The following is a 19,643-nucleotide window of genomic DNA, read 5'->3' as shown; positions in this document are numbered from 1 at the left end:
AGCGCTGCTGACATAAAACATCCTCCCAATCAGGATGAATCACAAATCAAACCAAATGGGAATCCCATGATTCAGCTTTCAAGCTCGCCGCTTTAAAACGTCCAGCGTGCGCCAATCTGCCAGGTCACGGCGTCGCGGTAGGATATTGCGCTGCTGTCAGAGTAAGAAAAGTCCTTGTAGCCCAGATACGCTTCAATGCGGGCCCGGTCGAAGTTCTGGATCAGCGACAATCCCCACATATCCGACGCAGACCCCATGCTCAGGTAATCCGATCCGCGAAAAACCTCGGCGACAAAACGCGTATCTCCGACGGCCAGAAATTGCCCGCGCCATCCGGCTTTGATCCAGACATAATCTCCGCCGGCCGAATTGTTCTGACCGCCTGCAAAGGTGATATCCAGCCCGGTCTGGTGGTCGCGGAGCGAGATCGATCCCGCCGATTCCTGCAAAGTGCTGCCACCGGCGACATCGGTATAGGCCGTGCCAACCGCGCCCTTGACCTCAAACTGCCCGAATGCGCGGCCATACCGCAGAGCGACGTCATAGTAAGTGTCATTCACGCCCGATGTCAGAACCTCTTGCCCATAAGCGCCGCCGATGGAAAATCCGGCAAATTCCGGGCTGTCATAGCGCAGGCGAAAGCGACGTCCATTGTCGAAATTGTCAAACACGGCGCCGATATTTACGGTCGTGAGCGCCCCGGTGCCGTCGGTGAACAGGTAAGACCCGTAAAGTTCGTTGATGTTGGATTTGGCAACAATCGCTGTGTCGCCCAGATCAACTTCGGCGCCGCCATCCATGCTCATGCTGCCCTGACCAAAGCGAAACCTGCCAATTGCGCTGTCATAGATCACCTGCACCTGTCGCAGGTCGCGGCGGCTCCAGTCCCAGAAGTCCGGTGTGGTGGTCTGGCTGGTTTTGGTAGACGGGCGAAATCCAAGCCCGGTTTCGAACTGGAAGGACACCGGGCTGCTGCCCCGCAAATAGAACCCAAAACGGCTGCCGGCACTGCTTACATCCACAAGAGTTGATGTGGTGTGCGCTCCGTCGTCAAACACCTGCTGCGCAAAGTGCAACCAGCCATACCAAGAGAATGTGCTGCCATTGCCAAAAAATAGGTATTGCGCTCGGCACAGGCAGATCCGGCCAGAATCGACATCCCGGCCACAACACAGGAAAACAGGGCTTTGCGTGGCATTCATAACCTCCCGTTGGCGTAATCTACAGGCTATACTACTAATATTGCGTTTTGGTGCTGATTTTCCGATTCAATGCCCCAAATCCCGCCGTACAGGGCTTGTGCCCGGGATTTTCCTCATATAAATGCGCGTCATTCAAACCCGCAGGTGGGGTTTGGGTCGGGCAGGGGAGACATCCCTGTCGGTCCGCCGGTTGTCCCAAATGAGTGGGATCATCCTCCCCACCAAGGCGTAAACCGGAAAAGGAATACAAGCATGGCTCTTCCCGAGTTCACCATGCGCCAGCTGCTGGAAGCAGGCGTACACTTTGGTCACCAAACACAGCGTTGGAATCCCCGTATGGGCGAGTTCATTTATGGCTCGCGCAATGGCATCCACATCATGGACCTCACACAGACTGTTCCAATGTTGGACGCAGCCCTGAACGCGATCCGTGAAACCGTCGCCAAAGGCGGCCGCGTTCTGTTCGTTGGTACCAAGCGTCAGGCCGCAGCGCCGATCGCAGACGCCGCAGAGAAATGTGCGCAGTACTACATGAACCACCGCTGGCTGGGCGGCACGCTGACCAACTGGAAAACAGTTTCGCAGTCGATCAAACGCCTCAATGAGATTGACGAAAAACTGTCTGATGGCGTTGAAGGACTGACCAAGAAAGAGCGTCTGGGCATGGAACGTGACCAGGGCAAATTGCAAGCCTCTTTGGGCGGCATCCGCGAAATGGGCGGTGTTCCTGATCTGCTGTTCGTCATCGACGTGAAAAAAGAAGCATTGGCCATCGCCGAAGCCAACAAACTGGGTATCCCTGTTGTGGCCATCGTCGACACCAACTGTTCGCCTGATGGTGTTGATTACATCATCCCAGGCAACGACGACGCTGCTCGTGCGATCGCTTTGTACACCGACCTGGCAGCCCGCGCTGCTCTGGATGGCATGACCGCTCAGATGGGTGCTGCTGGCATCGATCTTGGCGAACTGGACGATGCGCCAGTTGAAGAAGTTGTTGCTGAAGAAGCACCAGCCGAAGCTGCACCAGCAGAAGCCTAAGATATCTTACGGGGGCAGGGACGTCCCGCCCCCGGTTTCATACATTCGAGACGAGGAGAGCCGAGATGGCGATCACAGCAGCAATGGTCAAAGAACTGCGCGAAATGACAGGCGCAGGCATGATGGATGCAAAAAAAGCCCTGACTGAAAACGACGGTGACCAGGAAGCGGCCATCGATTGGTTGCGTACCAAAGGTCTGGCGAAAGCCGCTAAGAAATCTGGCCGTATCGCAGCCGAAGGTCTTGTGGCTGTTCAAGTTGCAGGCGGCAAAGGTGTTGCCGTTGAAGTCAACTCTGAAACTGACTTTGTCGGTAAAAATGCTGACTTCCAGGCCATGGTTTCGGGCATTGCTGGTGTTGCAACCACAGTTGCAGACACCGAAGCTTTGCTGACCGCAGACATGGGTGGCAAAACTGTTTCTGAAGTTGTGACCGACGCGGTTGCAACCATTGGTGAAAACATGTCTGTCCGTCGCATGGCGTCGGTCGAAGGTGACGTTGTTGTGTCTTATGTGCACAATGCCGTGGCAACCGACATGGGCAAAATCGGTGTTCTGGTTGCCCTGAAAGGCGGAGACGAAGGTTTCGGCAAGCAGGTCGCGATGCACATTGCTGCCGCCAACCCGCAGTCTCTGTCCGAAGCTGATCTGGATCCGGCCATTGTCGAAAAAGAGAAAAGCGTTCAAATCGAGATCGCTCGTGAATCAGGTAAGCCTGAGCAAGTGATCGAGAAAATGATCGTTGGCCGTATGAAGAAGTTCATGGCCGAAGTCACTTTGCTGGGCCAAAGCTTTGTCATCAACCCAGACCTGACCGTTGAGGCAGCCGCAAAAGAAGCGGGTGCCGAGATTGTTGCGTTTGTCCGTATGGAAGTTGGCGAAGGCATCGAGAAAAAAGAAGAAGACTTTGCGGCAGAAGTTGCCAAGGCAGCCCAAGGCTAAGTTTGTTTTCTTTGAAAAATTGCGAAACGCCGTCTGTGTCAAAACAGGCGGCGTTTTTTTGTTTCGCATAGCGTCCGTCTTTGGAGGTCCGAAACAAAAACACGTATCTGAAACAGAACGACGGCGCCATCCGGGAATTGACAGCGCCGTCTTACTTCGTGCGCCCCTAAGCATGGGGATGAAGAGACGCGATCGAAAGCGCCAGCCGCAGAACAGAAATACGAACCTTGACCAGCATCCGGAAAACCGGAACCCAATGGAAGAGCCTTATAATAAAAAAGTTTCCATCAAGTATGTTCCAAGGCAAAAGCCACCACTCACGGAACCTGTTCAATTTGCACTATTTACGTAGGGGAAGGAAAGTCAGGGAAACCTTACTTTTGACGCTTTTCTGCGTCAAATTTCACTCTGGTTGATAGATTTGATTCAAAAAAGACGCCTTTAGAAGGGCCTGAGCCGTGGTTTGAACGTCCAATGCCTCGCGGGCCAGTCGCAAATGCTTTTCAACCGTTGCCGGAGTGCGTTCAATTAGCTGGGCAATATCCTGAATTGTCTTGCCGTCTCCAACCCACTCCAGAACCTCGCGCTGCCGATCCGTGAGCGCGCGCTTGGGATTTTCATAGGGCAGGGACATTATTTTGAGATGCGCAACGTTATTGGCCAGTTCAATGTTCCGACCATGTTGTCTCCAAATTTCATCCATCTCGTCCTGAGACATGCTGCGATTTCCGGTGATCGCAATTGCCCCTTTGGAACGTGTTGAAATGGTTGGAAAGCTAATTGTATAGCCCGCCCTTACGCCCATTTTCTCGTTGACCTGATGCACCAGGCTTTCTTCTTTGGTCAACAATCCCTTGGCAGCACGATCCGTAACCCAGGACCAACTGCAAGCGCCGATATTGTTTAACGTCCAGCGCATCATTGGCGCATTAAAGTACATGCCTTCGCTTAGAAATTGGTGCAGATAATCGCGATCATGGTTGGACAACACCATGAAATCATCCGAATCTCCCAAAGATCCAGGTGTCCGAAAGCTCGTGTAGCCGTAAATCAAACGATCAAAACCAAAACCGGACATCCAGTCAGTATGCATGTTCCACAAGGATTCGAGTGATTGAGCCTTGGTCAGGCTTTCAATGTAATCCAGCGTCATACGCGAACATCCAGATGCTTTTTCAAGGCATCCATCGCAAGAAGATAGCCGTGTGATCCGAAACCGCAGATCAATCCAATAGACACAGCCGCAATATAGGACCTGTGTCGAAACTCTTCACGCGCATGCACATTTGACAGGTGCAGTTCCACGACCGGAATCTCAACCGACGCAATTGCATCCCTAAGGGCAATCGACGTGTGCGTATAGGCGCCAGCGTTCAGAACGATACCGTCGTGGGTTCCTTTGGCAGCCTGGATTGCATCTACCAGAGCACCTTCATGATTGGATTGAAAGCAGCTGACATCACATCCAAGTCTTTGAGCATGCGCAAGGCAGGACGCCTCGACATCCATCAAAGTCTCGGTTCCATAAATCTCGGGTTGGCGCTGCCCAAGCAAATTCAAATTTGGGCCATTCAAAACCAGTAGCGATGTCATTGATTTCCCCAGTACTTTCAGAGGAGATATTACGCCCGATAGTTTGGTCCTGTCTAGCGTCAACTCCGCCAACATTAGGGATGTGCCAATGCGGCAACTGTACAGATTGTGGGTTCGTGAGCTTCACCTATAATTACATAATACTGATTATGAGATATGCGTTACTTAACTGGGGCACATTCTAAACTCCGTTGCGACAAATCCCCTATCTTGTTGGAAAGCAAGGAGAACGGAAATGGCCCACACAGAGCTGGATTTGCGTGAACGACGCGCAATTGAAGACATGTTGAACGCGAAAGTGCCCGTGAGCAAGATCGCGGCAGAGATCGGCAGGCACCGTTCTACGGTGCATCGTGAGATCAAACGGAACCGATATTGCGATGACGAGCTGCCTAATCTGAACGGCTACTATGGCATGACTGCGCAGAAATCAGCGACGCAGCGCCGTGCACGTCGACGCAAACTGGTGAGGTTCGCGGATCTGAGGCAACACGTGATCAAGCAACTGGAGATTGGATGGTCGCCCGAACAGATTGCCGGTCGTTTGCAGCATGATGGTCAATCTCTGCGCGTGAGCCACGAGACGATCTACGCCTATGTTTACGGCCCAGATGGTCAGTCTGAAGAATTGGCGCGCTACCTGCCGCACCGGCGCAAGAAGCGGCAGCCAAGACGGCGGCGCACACCGCGTGGCCTTGTTTTTCCGGCCGATCGGTCAATTCATGAGCGCCCTGACTATGTCAAAACCCGTGAGACATTCGGCGAATGGGAGGGCGATCTGATGATTTTTGAGCGGGCTCAGGGCAAGACAAACGTTGCTTCCTTGGTCGAACGTAAGACCCGTTTCGCCGTGCTGTTCCGCAATAACGACCGCAGCACAACGCATCTGATGAACCGGCTGATGGACGTGATGGAGCCCCTACCCCAACCAGCTCGCAAATCGATCACCTTTGATCGCGGAATTGAGTTTAGGAAATGGCGCAAGCTCAAACCAGGGATCGGAACAGAAGCTTGGTTCTGCGATCCTCAGGCGCCATGGCAAAAGGGTTCGGTGGAAAACCTGAACAAGCGTGCACGTCGGTATTTACCTAGAGATGCGCCCGTGGCCGCGCTCTCAAATCGAGATATGAAGTCGATTTGTGATCGCTTGAATGGCACGCCTAGAAAATGCCTTGGCTGGCGCACCCCGACAGAAACATTCAGGGAAGAACTGATGAAATTGAGATAGCGGAAACCGTCGCAACGACCCTTGAGATTCCACTAATTCCCGACTCTGTAGTCTAAAAAATAATTCACTTTCAATAGCTTAAGCAGTCAACTTAACCAACACCTCACCCCAAAGCATACCCCGCGCCACGAACCGTACGTAATGGATCTGTCCCACCATTGGAACAAAGTGATTTTCGCAGGCGACCAATGTGAACATCGACCGTTCGGCTGTCGACATAGATATCTCTACCCCAAACCCGATCCAACAGTTGCTCGCGCGCCCAGACACGCCCGGGTTTTTCCATAAAAGTTGCCAATAGCCGAAATTCGGTTGGCCCGAGTTTGATCGGCTGGTCCCCGCGTGTCACACGATGTGTTTCTCCATCCAGTGTAATATCGTCATAGGTCAGAACCTGACCCACACTGGCGGGCCGAACGCGGCGAAGTTGATTGCGCACACGCGCCATTAACTCTTTGACTGAGTATGGCTTGACCACATAGTCATCCGCACCTGTTTCCAGTCCTCTCACTTTATCGACCTCTTCGGATCGTGCTGACAGCATAATGACCGGAATCGCGCGGGTCTCGGCACGGGATTTCAGCCTCCGACATATCTCAATACCGGACATACCGGGCAGCATCCAATCCAGCACAATGAGGTCCGGATTGGTTTCAGCGACAAGCAGGATTGCTTCGTCACCATCTTCTGCCTGGATGACGTCAAATCCTTCGGATAGCAGGTTGTAGCAGAGCATTTCACGCTGTGCGGCTTCATCCTCGACGACGAGAACCGTTGGTTGATCTTTAGCCATTGCCTATGCCCCTACCCTAATCCAGCTCACTCAGCTCGCGTGTGTAATGATCACCTTTGGGACGGGAATCGTCCGGCATGGATCCCGTCACCAGATAGATCACCTGTTCTGCGACCGATGTCACATGATCCCCCATGCGTTCGGTGTTTTTGGCGATAAAATGCAAGTGCATACAAGGGGTTATGTAACGTGGATCTTCCATCATAAAGGTGAGAAATTCGCGAAACAAAGCGTTGTACATCTGATCAATGTCACGATCGCGTTCCAGTATATCCTGCGCCAGTTCCGCGTCGCGTTGAACAAAGGCATCCAGCGCGTCTTTCAGCATCAGCTGCACCTCGCGCGCCATACGGCGCAACGCCCCTCTGGCACCATCAACCGGCGTCATATGCGCCAGAACACTGGTGCGTTTGGCCATGTTCTTGGCATAGTCCCCAATTCGCTCAAGGTTGCTGTTGATCTTCATGACGGACAGCACAATTCGCAAGTCACCGGCCGTTGGCGATCGAAGCGCAATAAGACGCGCGCAGTCTTCATTCACCACCTCTTCCAGCCGGTCGATAACCTTGTCTTTGGCGCGCACTTGTTCGGCAAGTTCCTCGTCTAGGTTCTTGAGCGATTTGGAGGCGTCCAGAATGGCCTCTTCCACGAGGCCACCCATTTTCATGATCTGGGTTTGAATCTGTTCCAGATCAGAATCAAAAGCCGAAGCGATATGTCGTTCATTCATTGGTCTGCTCTTTCCTATCCGATCCGGCCTAACCGATCCGTCCCGTGATGTAGCTTTCGGTGCGTTCATCACTGGGATTGGTGAAAATTGTTGGCGTGTCGCCAAATTCCACAAGATGCCCAAGATGAAAAAACGCGGTTTTCTGGCTGACCCGGGCGGCTTGTTGCATCGAGTGGGTCACAATCACCACCGAAAACCGTGTCCGCAAGTCATCAATCAACTCTTCGACTTGCGCTGTGGCAATGGGGTCCAACGCAGAGCATGGTTCATCCATCAGCAAGACTTCGGGCTCGGTTGCCACGGCACGAGCGATGCAAAGGCGTTGTTGCTGGCCACCGGATAATCCAGTACCCGGCGCTCCCAAACGATCTTTAACTTCACCCCATAAGGCCGCGCGACGTAACGCTTTTTCGACAATGGCATCCAGCTCTGACTTGTTGCGAGCTAACCCGTGAATACGCGCGCCATAAGCAACGTTGTCATAGATAGACTTGGGAAACGGGTTGGGCTTTTGGAACACCATGCCGACCTTGGCGCGCAATTGCACCGGATCCACACGGCGGTCATAGATGTCTTCGCCATCCAGATGGATGTTGCCTTCAACCCGACAGGTATCAATCGTGTCATTCATCCGGTTCAGGCAGCGCAAAAAAGTGGATTTGCCGCAACCGGAAGGACCGATAAAGGCTGTCACGGTCTTGGCGGCAATATTCACATTCACGTCCTTGATGGCATGGGTATCGCCATAAAACACATGCACGCCCGAAGCTGTGATTTTGCTGTCTTGTAGTTCCACTGTGGACCCTATGGTTGGTGCGTCAAACATATCTCAAACCTCTAAGCTTACCAGCGACGTTCAAAGCGCCGGCGCAGGATCACTGCGAGTGTATTCATCGACACGAGGAAGACGAGCAGGATAATGATGCCCCCCCATGCGCGTTCATAAAAGGCGGGGTCGGCGCGTTTGGCCCACTCATATATTTGCGCAGGCATGGCCGAGTTGGGCGACAACAACCCTTCCCCAATGGTTGTGGGCATGTTCGAAGCGATGAAACCAATCATGCCGATCAACAAAAGAGGCGCGGTTTCCCCAAGCGCCTGACCAAGGCCAATAATAGTTCCTGTCAGAATGCCGGGTGCCGCCAAAGGCAAGACATGATGGAACACTGACTGCATTTTTGAGGCCCCTACTCCCAGCGCCGCATCGCGGATCGATGGCGGCACGGATTTGAGTGATGCGCGCGTTGAGATAATGATGGTTGGGAGCGTCATCAAAGTCAGCACCAAACCGCCCACAAGCGGCGCTGACTGCGGTAGATGCATATAGTTGATGAACACCGCCAGGCCGAGGATACCAAACACAATCGACGGCACCGCAGCGAGGTTCGAAATATTCACTTCGATGACATCCGTGATCCAGTTCTTTGGTGCAAATTCCTCGAGATAGATCGAAGCTGCAACGCCGATTGGAAGGGAAAGACCCAACACCACCAGCATCATGAACAAGGAGCCCATCATAGCCACGCCGATCCCGGCCGCCTCGGGACGTTGATCTGACGCATCGGCACCAATGATAAAGTCGATATTGAAGGTTTTCTTCAAAACACCCGCTTTGAGCAACTGATCGGCGAAGTCCAACTGCGCCACCGAAACATTCTTGTCGTTGGCAATGGACTCACGGCTTACGCGACCCTTGAGATAGCCATCAATGCGCGAATTGGCGAGAAAGCGAAACTTGATGGTTTGGCCAATTTTCTGCGGGTTATCGATCACCACATTGCGCAATTGGGCGGCGGCGGATTTCGACAGCATCTTGGCCATGTCTTTGGTTTTAAGATCGGTCTCAATCCCCTGATCTTTAACGGCTTTTGCGAACGCGTTCTTGATCAGAGGTGTGTATCCAAAAGTCGTGACTTTCTTGATATCCGAGAGATTACGATTACCTTTTTTATCCAGCTTAGCCTCAAGCAGTTCCACCTCCATGGTGATAAAGCTTTGTTGAAAAGCGCCGATACCTTTGCTCAGAATTGTGCCCATCAGCGCAACCAGCATCAAAAGACCAATGCTAATGGCGATCATGCCAAATACTTTGAACCGGGTTTCGGCGGCGTTACGGCGTTTGGTGCGCGGCGACTGGGTGTGAATCGACGTCTTAGGCGTCAAAAGCTTTGCGTCGCTCATTCGTATTGCTCCCGGTAGGTGCGCACGATGTAAAGCGCCAGAACGTTCAGGCCGAGGGTCAGCACGAACAGGCTGAGACCCAAGGCAAAGGCCACCAGCGTCTCGGGGCTGGAAAAATCACCGTCACCGGTAAGCTGGCTCACGATGCGTGTGGTAATTGTGGTCATGGAATCGAACGGATTGGCCGAAAACTTGGCGATGGCCCCTGCCCCCATGACGACAATCATGGTTTCGCCTACGGCGCGGCTGGTGGCGAGCAGCACAGCGCCGACAATGCCCGGCAAAGCAGCGGGCAGAACCACCTGACGGATGGTTTCAGACTGGGTTGCCCCAAGCCCAAGCGAGCCGTCACGCATGGATTGCGGCACCGCGTTGATGATGTCATCCGACAGGGATGAGACAAACGGGATCAGCATGATGCCCATAACCAGCCCTGCGGTCAGAACCGAGGTCGCGCCCGCCATCCACGACACACCCAAAGCACCGCCCTGCCCGAACAGGCCTGCCAACATCGGGCCCACCGTCAACAGGGCGAACAGGCCGTAAACGATGGTTGGGATGCCTGCGAGGATCTCAAGCAGTGGTTTGGCAAATGACCGGGTTTTGGGACCGGCATATTCAGACAGGTAGATCGCGGCGAACAACCCAACCGGTACGGCCACAAAAAGGGCAATCAACGAGATATAAATCGTGCCCCACAACAGCGGCAGGATCGACAGTTCTGACTCTCCGCGAAAGTTCGGAGCCCAGGTGTTGCCAAAGAAGAAATCCCGCCAGTCGTGAAGCCCAAAGAAATTGATGGTTTCAAACAGCATCGACAAAACAATGCCCACGGTTGTCAAAATAGCCAGCGAGGCGGCGAGAATAAGAAGGCTGAGAATGCCGCGCTCTACGACATTGCGAGCACGGAATTCCTTACGGCTCTGGATCAGGGAAAATCCAAAACCGGCAATCGCGACGGCCAGTACAACCAACGTCATGCCCATTGTGCCCGCGTGGCTGAGACGTCGATAGCTTTGGGCGGCACTCAGGACCTCGGGGCGCACATCTTGGCCCAGAGCAACACCCACTTCACCAAGGCGTGCGCGCAGGTCGGTCAGTTCGGTGCGCAGGGTGTTGGAGTCACGTTCACTCATCACGCCCCGAGCCACGGCCACATCCAGCCCTTCGGCAACACGGCGCACATCCGACATCACAAGACCAAGCGTGGTATCCGCGGGCACCATCTCTGGCGGGATCATATGCGAAACGGAGCGATCAATCAGAACCGGCTGCAGCAACAGCCAGATCACCAGAACACCAAGACTTGGCACCAGCGTGGATAGCGCCACGTTGGCCCCGTAAAAATGCGGACGCGAATGCAACAGGCGCGCATCACCGTTCGCTGAGCGAAGTGCGCGTCTTCTACCCAAAATAAAACCCAACCCTACAAGGGTCAGGAGGATCAGAACAAGCCATGTCAAAGGCATTGGCAAACCGCCATCATTTGAGGGTGCAGGTGGCCCAATTTCAGGCCACCCGCGAGGGATTTACATGTTAGAGCCAAGGATGGCTTCGTCCGCAACGGAACTCTGAGTGTTTTCCAACTCGGGGTCAGCCACCAGACCGTATTCGGCCAAAGGACCGTCGGGACCGGCAATTTCCTCTGCTACGAAAAACTCTGCATATTCTTTAAGACCCGGGATCACGCCGATGTGGGCCTTTTTGACGTAGAAGAACAACGGGCGTGACACAGGATATTCGCCGGATGCAATGCTTTCGGTCGAAGGCACGATGCCGGACATGGTCGCGACCTGAAGCTTGTCTGTGTTGTTTTCATAGAACGCCAAACCAAAGACGCCGATTCCGTCTTTGTTACTGTCGATGCGCGCCAATGTTTCGGTGTAGTCGCCATCAATGTCGACGGAACGGCCATCTGTGCGCAGGGCGATACAGGCTTTCTCGGCAGCTTTTTTCCTGGCCTTGGCAGTGTCACCTTCGGCAGACGCCAGAATGTGCTCAAACGCGCCAGTGGCTTCGCAGCCCTCCAGGATCACTTTGTCTTCGAACACTTCGCGCGTGCCGTGTTTGGTGCCGGGAACAAAGGCCTGAATGTCCTGCGCCGGGAAGTTTACATTCACATCAGCCCAGGTCTTGTTAGGGTTCGCAACCAGTTCGCCATCCACCATGACCTTGTCCGACAAGGCCAAAAACCAATCGGTTGGGGTATAGGAAAAGCCGTTACCATTGATGTCATTGGCAAAGACGATCCCGTCATAGCCAATTTTGACTTCGATGATGTCCGTTACGCCATTTTCGGCGCATTTCTTGATCTCTTTTTCCTTGACTTTGCGGCTGGCGTTGGCCACGTCGATGGTGTTTTCGCCGACGCCATCACAGAACCGTTTCAGACCCGCAGACGATCCGCCGGATTCGACAACTGGGGTTGGGAAATCAAAGTTTTCACCAAAGGCCTCTGCGACGATTGACGCATATGGCAGCACGGTCGAAGACCCCGCTATTTGCACCTGATCGCGCGCGAAAGCAGTGGTGGAAACGGCAGCGATAGCCAAAGCCGAGGCTGTCAGTTTGACGTACATTTCTGTAACTCCATTGGTCATGACCACCCGATTGGCAGTCTCAAGGAGCGTGCTAAAGGTGGCTGACTAAGCTTTTGTGACAGGTATGTAACGGTTTCATGACAAACCCTGCTGCAGGGCCGTTTTTTCAATCCCGAAGTAAAACCGCGCTGAAAATACTGCCCTGACCCTGCGTGCTCTTGATCACCAGCCGACCCCGGTGGCGATTGAGAATGTGTTTTACGATCGCAAGCCCCAACCCTGTTCCGCCTTTTTCGCGGGACCGATGAGAATCGATGCGATAAAACCTTTCGGTCAGACGCGGAATGTGGATCGGGTCAATGCCAGGCCCGTTGTCGGAAATATCAAACGCCACAGCGGGGCCCTTCAGGGAAGAATCCCGGGGAATGTTTCGCACTGAAATATGAACATCCGTACCGTTTTCCCCGTATTTCAACGCATTCTCAATAAGGTTGGAGAACACCTGTCGCATCTGGTCTGGATCGGCCCGCAGCATGATTGGTGACTTGGCGGGCTCATAGGCGATGGTTCCACCGTTTTCGTCAGCCAGGGTTTGCAGGTTTCCAATCACCGAGCGGATCAGTTTATCCATATCCTCCTGCGATGCAGGACGGCGACGGGCCTCTTCTTCGACCCGGCTCAGTGATAGCAAATCCCCCACCAAACGGTTCATGCGTTCGGCCTCTGCAGCCATAGTAGACAAAAACCGATCACGGGCTGCGGAATCATCCCGAGCAGGGCCTTGTAATGTTTCAATGAACCCAAGAATTGCCGTCAAAGGCGAGCGCAACTCGTGGCTGACGTTGGCGACAAAATCACGACGCATTTGATCGGCTGTTCGCAAATGCGTCACGTCAGTAAAACACAACAGAACCCCTTGAAATGCTGGGTTCTGAATATGGGTCAGCGTCACGTCATACCGCACCGCATTTGAACCTTCGTCGTGCCGATAGACGGTTTTCTGAGGCGTTTTACTGTTCAGACATACTTCGATTGATGCGCTGAGCGCCGGTTGGCGAAACACCAGAACAAATGGGCGGTTTTCAGCCGCCTGCGCATTCAGCGCGACGGCACGTGCATTGGCGCCTTCAATGCGCAAATCGGACCCCACAAACACCGACGGGAGCGGAATGGCGTCCACAATGGATTGAACTGCACTATCTTGGGTCATTTTAGGTCCGGTTGTCTGTGTTGCCCCAAGACTTTCTAGCAACGATGGCCTGTAAATGGAAATCTCGTGATTTTCACCAGCCTGGTAAAGTTTTATTTATATCTTTTTGCAAAGACTTACAGGCCACTTCTCAAGCGGTATTCGTAGATCGTCAAACTTCTTTCAGACCCGCACGAAAACGGCGCATGTTGTCCTGATAGTGCAAGGCACTGCGACGCAGGCCTTCAATCGCGGCCTCATCCAAAGTGCGCACAACCTTGCCCGGCGCCCCCATGACCAACGACCCATCAGGAATGTCTTTGCCTTCTGTGATCAATGCGCCTGCCCCAATCAGACAGTTCTTACCGATCTTGGCGCCGTTCAGCACTGTGGCGCCCATGCCAATCAAGCTGTTGTCGCCAATGATGCACCCATGCAGCATGGCCTTGTGGCCGACAGTGCACCCTTCGCCGATGATCAACGGACAACCAGGGTCTGTGTGCATCACCGTGTTTTCCTGCACATTCGAGCCCTTACCGATCACAATCGGTTCGTTGTCACCGCGAACGGTGCAGCCAAACCAGATCGACGCCCCTGCCTGAACCTCAACATTGCCGATCACATTTGAATCCGGCGCAACCCAGGCATCCGAATCAACCTGCGGGCGTTTTCCATCCAATTCATAAATTGACATCAGGACATCTCCTCAAACTCGGTTTGCAAGACACGCACATGATCTTGCAGGGCTGGCTGTTGTTCACGGCGCATACGCTCGGCCGCAATGATGGTTTTCAACTCTGCCTCGGTTTCATCCAGATCGTCATTGATCAACACGTAATCATAGGCGCCCCAGTGACTGATCTCGTCCCAGCTCTTGAGCATACGCTTAGAAATCACCTCTTCACTGTCCTGTCCCCGGCTGACCAAACGGCGATGCAATTCAGTGATCGAAGGCGGCAAAATAAAGATCGACAGCGCGTGTTTGCCGAGGTCAGAATTGCGGATCTGCTGCTCGCCTTGCCAGTCAACATCAAACAACACGTCATTGCCTGCCTCGATGGTCTTTTTCACCGGACCTGCGGGAGAGCCATAAAAATTACCGAACACATGGGCGTGTTCCAGCATCTGCCCGTCTGTCACCTGATTCTTAAACTCATCTTCACTCAGGAAAAAGTATTCGCGACCGTGCTCTTCACCTTTGCGCGGAGCGCGAGTGGTGGCCGAAACCGAAAAACTAAGACCCTCATCCCATTGCATCAAACGACGGGCCAGCGTTGATTTGCCCGCTCCAGAGGGTGAAGACAGAATAATAAGAAGACCGCGTCGGTTGCACATGTCAGTCATTTTGTCACTTTATTCCACATTCTGAACTTGTTCGCGCATCTGGTCGATCACCGCTTTAAGGTCCAGACCAATCCCGGTCAGGTCAACTGATTGTGCCTTTGAACACAGGGTATTTGCCTCGCGGTTAAACTCTTGCATCAGGAAATCCAGCTTGCGACCCACCGGGCTGCCTTTGGCCAGCAAATCGCGCGCAGCTACAACATGGGCCCGTAAACGATCAAGTTCTTCTGTGACATCGGTTTTAACCGCAATCATCGCCAGTTCCTGAGCCACCCGGCCTTCGTCAACATTGTCGGCGTTTTCCAATACCCTCGCCAGATTGGCGCGCAGGTTTGCCGCCACATCATCGCGACGTTTCTCGGCGGCCTCTGCCGAGGCTTCGGTCAATGCTTCAACCTGGTTCAGCTGATCCTTCATCACAGAATCCAGCGCTTCCCCTTCATTGCGTCGCATTTCAAGAAAACTGGTCAACAGGTCTGGCAGATCTGCCACAATCGCCGCGCGCAACGCTTTGGTGTCGGTCTCAATGCTGGCTGTATCCAGGACGCCGCGCAAAGCCAGAATATCACTGGCGTGCGATGGTGCCAGCGACAGACCACGATCCATGGCTTGTGTTTCAACCTCGGCCATTGCCTCGAGCACGGTGGACAGCTGTCCAAGGTTCAACGCCTGCTGAGAGTCTTCGTCGTCTTTTTGAACCCGCAACGACAATGTGACAGCACCACGGGACAGCTTTTTGCTCAACTCGGCACGTAAAACGCCTTCAAGCCCTTCGATCCAGTCCGGCACCCGCAATCGCAAATCCAAGCCTTTGGAGTTCACGCCGCGCAAATCCCAGCCCCAGCTGTACCCGTTGGCCATCCCTTTGTGGGCGGCAAACCCTGTCATCGAATGAAGCACGCAGTTCTCCTTGTTCGGCTTTGGCGACACCTAAAGCTATTCCGGGGTGCCACGCAAGACAGGCGCCAGCGGAGGGCTCACAAGATTAACCATTTTCCAACGTTTTTCCCTGCATTTAGGGAAAATGTGAGATGTTAATGTTGCGGTAACACTCATGAGCAAAAGGTTAACAAAACCAGATGCCATTCGGGGAAACCGTCGTGACGGGGTAAACGCAGAGATATCGGGTGAGCGATATGGGATTATTTGACAATGGATTGGGCCGCAAACCAGAACGCCGAGCGGGTGCTGTTTTGCGCGAAATCGAGGCCTATTGGGAGGCATTGCGAGAAGACAGAGACATGCCATGCAGGACCGAATTGGATCCGCGCGGATTTCAATCTGCGTTACGACATGCCTTTATTCTCGAGCGGATGGCACCCGGAATGGCCCGCATTCGGATTGGTGGCAGTCTGTTGAATGATGTGATGGGAATGGACGTGCGTGGCATGCCTATTTCCTCTCTGATCTGCGATGACGCGCGCAACAGCTTCCGTCTGGCTTTGGAAGATGTGTTCAGGGGACCCGCCAAAGCGCGCCTGAGCCTGATCGGAGAGCGTGGGTTGGGTCGCCCTACCCTGGAAGGTGAACTGCTTTTGCTGCCGCTGCGATCCTCAAAAGGCGATGTGACCCGCGTTCTGGGGGGCTTGAGACAAGGGGTCAAGTCGGGTCTCGACCCCGGCGATTTTTTCTTGAAAGCAGTTTTCTGCGCGAGTTGCACTGGGAACAGAAAAAGGAAAGCGCCGCCGAGGCGCCTGCCTCTCGGACACGGCCTGAACCCTCTACCATTCCAGAGGCTGTGCTGTCGTCATTTCCCCGCACCGTGGCAACAAAGGCGCCGCACCTTCGGTTGGTGGTGACTGGTGCGTAAAGAGTGATCTAACAAAAAAAGGCGGGGCCACTGGACATGGCACCCCGCCTTTTTATTATTTTTTACCAGCGCGTTATCAAACGGCTTTTGCGTGACGCTCTTGTCTAAGTGCAGACAATTCCTCGGCGACAAGGAAGGCCAGCTCCAGCGATTGCGATGCGTTCAGACGTGGATCACAAGCTGTGTGATAGCGATCCGAAAGGTCCTCTTCGGTAACAGCGCGCACGCCACCGGTGCATTCTGTTACATCCTGACCGGTCATTTCAAAGTGCACGCCACCCGGCACAGTGCCTTCGGCTTTGTGCACGCCAAAGAATTCGCGGACTTCACGCAAAACACTGTCAAAGGGCCGGGTTTTGTACCCAGTGGCCGATTTGATCGTGTTGCCGTGCATCGGATCACAGGTCCAAAGCACGTTTGCGCCTTCTTCCTGAACGGTCTTGATAAGTCGCGGCAGATGCTCGCCCACGGACCCGGCACCGAAACGGGCGATCAGGGTTAGACGGCCCGACTCATTTTCCGGATTCAGCTTTTCAAGCAGGATTTTCAGATCTTCAGCCGTGGTTGTCGGGCCACATTTCAATCCAATCGGGTTTTGAACACCTCTCAGGAACTCCACATGGGCACCGTCTGGCTGACGTGTACGATCGCCAATCCAAAGCATGTGCCCCGATCCGGCCAGCCAGTTGCCACTGGTGGAATCCAACCGGGTGAGCGCTTCTTCATACTCTAACAACAAGCTTTCGTGGCTTGTGTAGAAGTCCACTGTTTTCAACGAATCTGTCGACTCGTTGTTCACGCCAGCAGCCCGCATGAAATCCAATGTGTCACTGATCCGGTTCGCCAAATCGCGGTATTTTGCGGCTTTTTCACCTTCGGTGAACCCAAGAGTCCAGGCGTGCACCTGATTTACATCGGCGTAACCACCGGTCGAAAACGCGCGCAACAGGTTCAGTGTTGCGGCGGCCTGGGTATAGGCCTGCAACATTTTTGCAGGATCAGGGATACGTGCCGCCGAGGTGAAATCCAGTTCGTTGATGATGTCGCCACGATAACTTGGCAATTCCACACCATCTACAACCTCAGTGGGTGCAGACCGTGGCTTAGCGAATTGACCTGCCATGCGGCCAACTTTAACAACCGGCACCTTGGCGCCATAGGTCAGCACCATCGCCATTTGCAGCATCACTTTAAAGGTATCGCGAATACCATCGGCGCTAAACTGCTCGAAACTCTCGGCACAATCACCACCTTGCAGCAGAAACGCTTCGCCGCGCGCTGCAGCGCCAAGCTTGGCCTTCAGGCTGCGCGCTTCGCCCGCAAAGACCAGCGGAGGATAACTTGAAAGCTGGGCCTCTACGGCCTTCAGCGCGTCTCCATCCAAGTAATCAGGCATCTGGATCCGCGGTTTGTTGCGCCAGCCAGATTTGAGCCATTCTGCCATTGTCTTTCTCCGGTAACAAAGTTTGAGGCCCCTCTATACAAAAGCTCTTGAGCAAGGGCCATAACTGAATTAACGGCCTTGACCTGTAGCTATGAAAAGGCGCTAACATTTTCGACAAGAGTGTTTTGACACTCAAACGGTTCAGGAATTCGCTCGATGTCTCAAGTCACACGCGACAATGGCTCTGCTGGTCCCCAAACAAAGCCACGTCGCTTTGTCTTTGTTCTATTGAAGAACTTCACGCTTTTGTCGTTTGCATCCGCCTTGGATTGCCTGCGGTTGGCAAACCGTGGTGCCACCGTTCCGCGGTATGACTGGATTCTGATTGGCGAGGGTGGTGACTCGGCGACCAGCTCGACAAGCACAGAATTAAAGGTGGACGATGATTTAATTGAGTTGCACCGCGATGATACGATCATTCTGTGCGGTGGGATCGATATTCAGGCCGCGACCTCTAAAAAACTGTTGAACTGGTTGCGCCGTGAAGCCCGCAAAGGCGCGACCGTTGGAGGATTGTGTACAGCCGCATATATCATGGCCAAGGCTGGGCTGCTCGATAACAAAAAAGCCACTATTCACTGGGAAAACCGGGATAGTTTTTCCGAAGAATTCCCTGAAGTTGATCTCGGCAAGTCGGTGTTTTGCATCGATGGAAACCGTATGACCACCGCAGGTGGCACGTCGTCGATTGATATGTTTTTGCAAATCATCGCCGACGATCATGGTGAAGAACTGGCCAATTGGGTGGCGGACCAGCAGATTTACTCTTCGATTCGCACGGATCAGGACACACAACGCCTGTCTGTGCCAACGCGCATTGGGGTACGTCACCCCAAGCTGAGCCAGGTTATTCAGATGATGGAAAACAACATCGAAGAACCGATCAGCCCCTCAATCCTTGCCAAGGACGTGGTCATGTCCACCCGCCAGCTCGAACGCCTGTTCCGTCGATATTTGAATCGTTCCCCCAAGCGCTATTACATGGAGCTGCGTCTGCAAAAAGCGCGCAACCTGTTGATGCAAACCGATATGAGCGTGATCAATGTGGCACTGGCCTGTGGCTTTGCTTCGCCCAGCCATTTTTCAAAATGCTACCGTGCTCATTACGACACGACGCCTTACCGCGAGCGTGGCACACAGGCGGCCAGACTGTCTATCTGATCACAGGTTTTCCATTATTTTCTCGGCACTAGAGTTGAACGCAAATCGCAATACGATTAGTGCGTCGTCACGTTCGTGTAACAGGAAATACAGGTAGAGATACGACAGACCCGTCCAATAGGCCCGCACCTCTTGTCGAACCCCGCCACCCAAATCGTTTTCATGAAAAATTGTCTTATTCGGAAGCACGTCTGGGTAGAGATTGAAAACCTGAGCCTGCAGGTTTGCCATCTGTTCTTTGGTGTACTCGTCTCGTCCCCCAAGGACCGTCAAAAGCTTTGTTATGTCCCTGGACTGCGAATGTGTATCCACAAAAGCCGAGAATTCAGCGTAATCTCTGAAGGTAGAGTCAGACACTTGCGCTGCAGCAAACGTCGGTAGGAAAAGCCCCACAATAATGGCTAAAAAACGCATTGGCATACCCTTTCAAATTGGACTGAACATTT

At 53.5% G+C, this 19,643-nt stretch carries 20 protein-coding genes; 5 read left to right on the top strand and 15 right to left on the bottom strand.

The features are described 5' to 3' along the window. Nucleotides 1-92: 92 nt before the first annotated feature. Nucleotides 93-1,202 (bottom strand): porin family protein, encoded by a 1,110-nt coding sequence (locus tag BUC32_RS15550; protein WP_073254902.1) that lies wholly within the window; start codon nt 1,200-1,202, stop codon nt 93-95. A 252-nt stretch (nt 1,203-1,454) separates the two neighbouring features. Between BUC32_RS15550 and rpsB the strand changes: the two genes are divergently transcribed. Both rpsB and tsf read left to right on the top strand, forming a co-directional pair. Continuing rightward, entirely contained in the window at nt 1,455-2,243 is a 789-nt protein-coding gene (gene rpsB / locus BUC32_RS15545) for a 30S ribosomal protein S2 (protein ID WP_073254899.1), read from the top strand. 65 nt (nt 2,244-2,308) lie between these two features. After that, entirely contained in the window at nt 2,309-3,184 is an 876-nt protein-coding gene (gene tsf / locus BUC32_RS15540; protein ID WP_073254896.1) for a translation elongation factor Ts, read from the top strand. 403 nt (nt 3,185-3,587) lie between these two features. Here tsf and BUC32_RS15535 read toward each other — a convergent pair whose 3' ends face one another. Together BUC32_RS15535 and aroQ are read right to left on the bottom strand one after the other, a co-directional pair. Continuing rightward, complete coding sequence (locus BUC32_RS15535) at nt 3,588-4,337, bottom strand: helix-turn-helix transcriptional regulator (protein ID WP_073254894.1); 750 nt, start codon at nt 4,335-4,337, stop codon at nt 3,588-3,590. Further along, complete coding sequence (gene aroQ, locus BUC32_RS15530) at nt 4,334-4,777, bottom strand: type II 3-dehydroquinate dehydratase (protein ID WP_073254891.1); 444 nt, start codon at nt 4,775-4,777, stop codon at nt 4,334-4,336. The genes BUC32_RS15535 and aroQ overlap by 4 nt, the downstream gene beginning before the upstream one ends. Before the next feature lie 235 nt (nt 4,778-5,012). On the opposite strand from aroQ, the gene BUC32_RS15525 reads away from it, so the two are divergent. Then, nucleotides 5,013-6,005: an IS30 family transposase gene (locus BUC32_RS15525; RefSeq protein WP_073254888.1), complete on the top strand. Its 993-nt coding sequence runs from the start codon at nt 5,013-5,015 to the stop codon at nt 6,003-6,005. Between the two features lie 103 nt (nt 6,006-6,108). On the opposite strand, the gene phoB is transcribed toward BUC32_RS15525, so the two are convergent. From phoB to BUC32_RS15475, 10 genes are all read right to left on the bottom strand, one after another. Beyond that, nucleotides 6,109-6,798, bottom strand: coding sequence for a phosphate regulon transcriptional regulator PhoB (phoB, locus tag BUC32_RS15520; RefSeq protein ID WP_073254885.1), 690 nt, complete (start codon nt 6,796-6,798; stop codon nt 6,109-6,111). Between the two features lie 16 nt (nt 6,799-6,814). Next, the gene (phoU, locus tag BUC32_RS15515; protein ID WP_073254882.1) at nt 6,815-7,528 is read right to left on the bottom strand and encodes a phosphate signaling complex protein PhoU; all 714 of its coding nucleotides are present in this window, start codon (nt 7,526-7,528) and stop codon (nt 6,815-6,817) included. A gap of 28 nt (nt 7,529-7,556) precedes the next feature. Continuing rightward, nucleotides 7,557-8,354 (bottom strand): phosphate ABC transporter ATP-binding protein PstB, encoded by a 798-nt coding sequence (gene pstB / locus BUC32_RS15510; protein WP_073254879.1) that lies wholly within the window; start codon nt 8,352-8,354, stop codon nt 7,557-7,559. 17 nt (nt 8,355-8,371) lie between these two features. Further along, nucleotides 8,372-9,709, bottom strand: a complete 1,338-nt coding sequence (pstA, locus tag BUC32_RS15505) for a phosphate ABC transporter permease PstA (protein WP_073254876.1) — start codon at nt 9,707-9,709, stop codon at nt 8,372-8,374. After that, nucleotides 9,706-11,178, bottom strand: a complete 1,473-nt coding sequence (pstC, locus tag BUC32_RS15500; protein WP_073254873.1) for a phosphate ABC transporter permease subunit PstC — start codon at nt 11,176-11,178, stop codon at nt 9,706-9,708. Before pstC ends, pstA begins: the two co-directional genes overlap by 4 nt. Nucleotides 11,179-11,238: 60 nt before the next feature. Then, nucleotides 11,239-12,288, bottom strand: coding sequence for a substrate-binding domain-containing protein (locus BUC32_RS15495; RefSeq protein ID WP_073254926.1), 1,050 nt, complete (start codon nt 12,286-12,288; stop codon nt 11,239-11,241). 127 nt (nt 12,289-12,415) lie between these two features. Next, a complete protein-coding gene (locus tag BUC32_RS15490) occupies nt 12,416-13,459 on the bottom strand; it encodes a sensor histidine kinase (protein WP_073254870.1) in 1,044 nt (347 codons plus the stop codon). Between the two features lie 151 nt (nt 13,460-13,610). Continuing rightward, complete coding sequence (locus BUC32_RS15485) at nt 13,611-14,132, bottom strand: gamma carbonic anhydrase family protein (RefSeq protein WP_073254867.1); 522 nt, start codon at nt 14,130-14,132, stop codon at nt 13,611-13,613. Beyond that, complete coding sequence (gene gmk, locus BUC32_RS15480; protein ID WP_073254923.1) at nt 14,132-14,773, bottom strand: guanylate kinase; 642 nt, start codon at nt 14,771-14,773, stop codon at nt 14,132-14,134. Before gmk ends, BUC32_RS15485 begins: the two co-directional genes overlap by 1 nt. 18 nt (nt 14,774-14,791) lie before the next feature. Next, entirely contained in the window at nt 14,792-15,682 is an 891-nt protein-coding gene (locus BUC32_RS15475) for a YicC/YloC family endoribonuclease (protein ID WP_073254864.1), read from the bottom strand. Nucleotides 15,683-15,918: 236 nt separating this feature from the next. On the opposite strand from BUC32_RS15475, the gene BUC32_RS15470 reads away from it, so the two are divergent. Next, nucleotides 15,919-16,581 (top strand): PAS domain-containing protein, encoded by a 663-nt coding sequence (locus BUC32_RS15470; RefSeq protein ID WP_073254861.1) that lies wholly within the window; start codon nt 15,919-15,921, stop codon nt 16,579-16,581. A gap of 87 nt (nt 16,582-16,668) precedes the next feature. Here BUC32_RS15470 and BUC32_RS15465 read toward each other — a convergent pair whose 3' ends face one another. After that, nucleotides 16,669-18,036, bottom strand: a complete 1,368-nt coding sequence (locus BUC32_RS15465; RefSeq protein ID WP_073254858.1) for a class II 3-deoxy-7-phosphoheptulonate synthase — start codon at nt 18,034-18,036, stop codon at nt 16,669-16,671. Between the two features lie 156 nt (nt 18,037-18,192). Between BUC32_RS15465 and BUC32_RS15460 the strand changes: the two genes are divergently transcribed. Then, nucleotides 18,193-19,197 carry a GlxA family transcriptional regulator gene (locus BUC32_RS15460; protein WP_073254855.1) on the top strand — a complete coding sequence of 335 codons (1,005 nt, stop codon included), beginning with the start codon at nt 18,193-18,195 and terminating at the stop codon, nt 19,195-19,197. On the opposite strand, the gene BUC32_RS15455 is transcribed toward BUC32_RS15460, so the two are convergent. Beyond that, entirely contained in the window at nt 19,198-19,611 is a 414-nt protein-coding gene (locus tag BUC32_RS15455) for a hypothetical protein (protein WP_073254852.1), read from the bottom strand. It abuts the gene before it with no gap. Nucleotides 19,612-19,643: the final 32 nt, after the last annotated feature.

Origin of the sequence: Shimia gijangensis, assembly GCF_900142085.1 — a bacterium.
In the GTDB taxonomy this organism is placed as follows: domain Bacteria; phylum Pseudomonadota; class Alphaproteobacteria; order Rhodobacterales; family Rhodobacteraceae; genus Shimia; species Shimia gijangensis.
Note: the sequence above shows the minus strand (reverse complement) of the source record. Positions and strands in the feature narration are given on the sequence as shown.

What these genes read in the sequence shown, in the direction of transcription:
- rpsB (WP_073254899.1), top strand. Translation starts at nt 1,455, where the DNA reads ATGGCTCTTCCCGAGTTCACCATGCGCCAGCTGCTGGAAGCAGGCGTA.
- BUC32_RS15460 (WP_073254855.1), top strand. Translation starts at nt 18,193, where the DNA reads ATGTCTCAAGTCACACGCGACAATGGCTCTGCTGGTCCCCAAACAAAG.
- BUC32_RS15550 (WP_073254902.1), bottom strand. Translation starts at nt 1,202, where the DNA reads ATGAATGCCACGCAAAGCCCTGTTTTCCTGTGTTGTGGCCGGGATGTC.
- BUC32_RS15525 (WP_073254888.1), top strand. Translation starts at nt 5,013, where the DNA reads ATGGCCCACACAGAGCTGGATTTGCGTGAACGACGCGCAATTGAAGAC.
- BUC32_RS15535 (WP_073254894.1), bottom strand. Translation starts at nt 4,337, where the DNA reads ATGACGCTGGATTACATTGAAAGCCTGACCAAGGCTCAATCACTCGAA.
- tsf (WP_073254896.1), top strand. Translation starts at nt 2,309, where the DNA reads ATGGCGATCACAGCAGCAATGGTCAAAGAACTGCGCGAAATGACAGGC.
- phoB (WP_073254885.1), bottom strand. Translation starts at nt 6,798, where the DNA reads ATGGCTAAAGATCAACCAACGGTTCTCGTCGTCGAGGATGAAGCCGCA.
- BUC32_RS15465 (WP_073254858.1), bottom strand. Translation starts at nt 18,036, where the DNA reads ATGGCAGAATGGCTCAAATCTGGCTGGCGCAACAAACCGCGGATCCAG.
- pstB (WP_073254879.1), bottom strand. Translation starts at nt 8,354, where the DNA reads ATGTTTGACGCACCAACCATAGGGTCCACAGTGGAACTACAAGACAGC.
- BUC32_RS15485 (WP_073254867.1), bottom strand. Translation starts at nt 14,132, where the DNA reads ATGTCAATTTATGAATTGGATGGAAAACGCCCGCAGGTTGATTCGGAT.
- pstA (WP_073254876.1), bottom strand. Translation starts at nt 9,709, where the DNA reads ATGAGCGACGCAAAGCTTTTGACGCCTAAGACGTCGATTCACACCCAG.
- BUC32_RS15470 (WP_073254861.1), top strand. Translation starts at nt 15,919, where the DNA reads ATGGGATTATTTGACAATGGATTGGGCCGCAAACCAGAACGCCGAGCG.
- BUC32_RS15490 (WP_073254870.1), bottom strand. Translation starts at nt 13,459, where the DNA reads ATGACCCAAGATAGTGCAGTTCAATCCATTGTGGACGCCATTCCGCTC.
- phoU (WP_073254882.1), bottom strand. Translation starts at nt 7,528, where the DNA reads ATGAATGAACGACATATCGCTTCGGCTTTTGATTCTGATCTGGAACAG.
- BUC32_RS15495 (WP_073254926.1), bottom strand. Translation starts at nt 12,288, where the DNA reads ATGTACGTCAAACTGACAGCCTCGGCTTTGGCTATCGCTGCCGTTTCC.
- gmk (WP_073254923.1), bottom strand. Translation starts at nt 14,773, where the DNA reads ATGTGCAACCGACGCGGTCTTCTTATTATTCTGTCTTCACCCTCTGGA.
- BUC32_RS15455 (WP_073254852.1), bottom strand. Translation starts at nt 19,611, where the DNA reads ATGCGTTTTTTAGCCATTATTGTGGGGCTTTTCCTACCGACGTTTGCT.
- aroQ (WP_073254891.1), bottom strand. Translation starts at nt 4,777, where the DNA reads ATGACATCGCTACTGGTTTTGAATGGCCCAAATTTGAATTTGCTTGGG.
- pstC (WP_073254873.1), bottom strand. Translation starts at nt 11,178, where the DNA reads ATGCCTTTGACATGGCTTGTTCTGATCCTCCTGACCCTTGTAGGGTTG.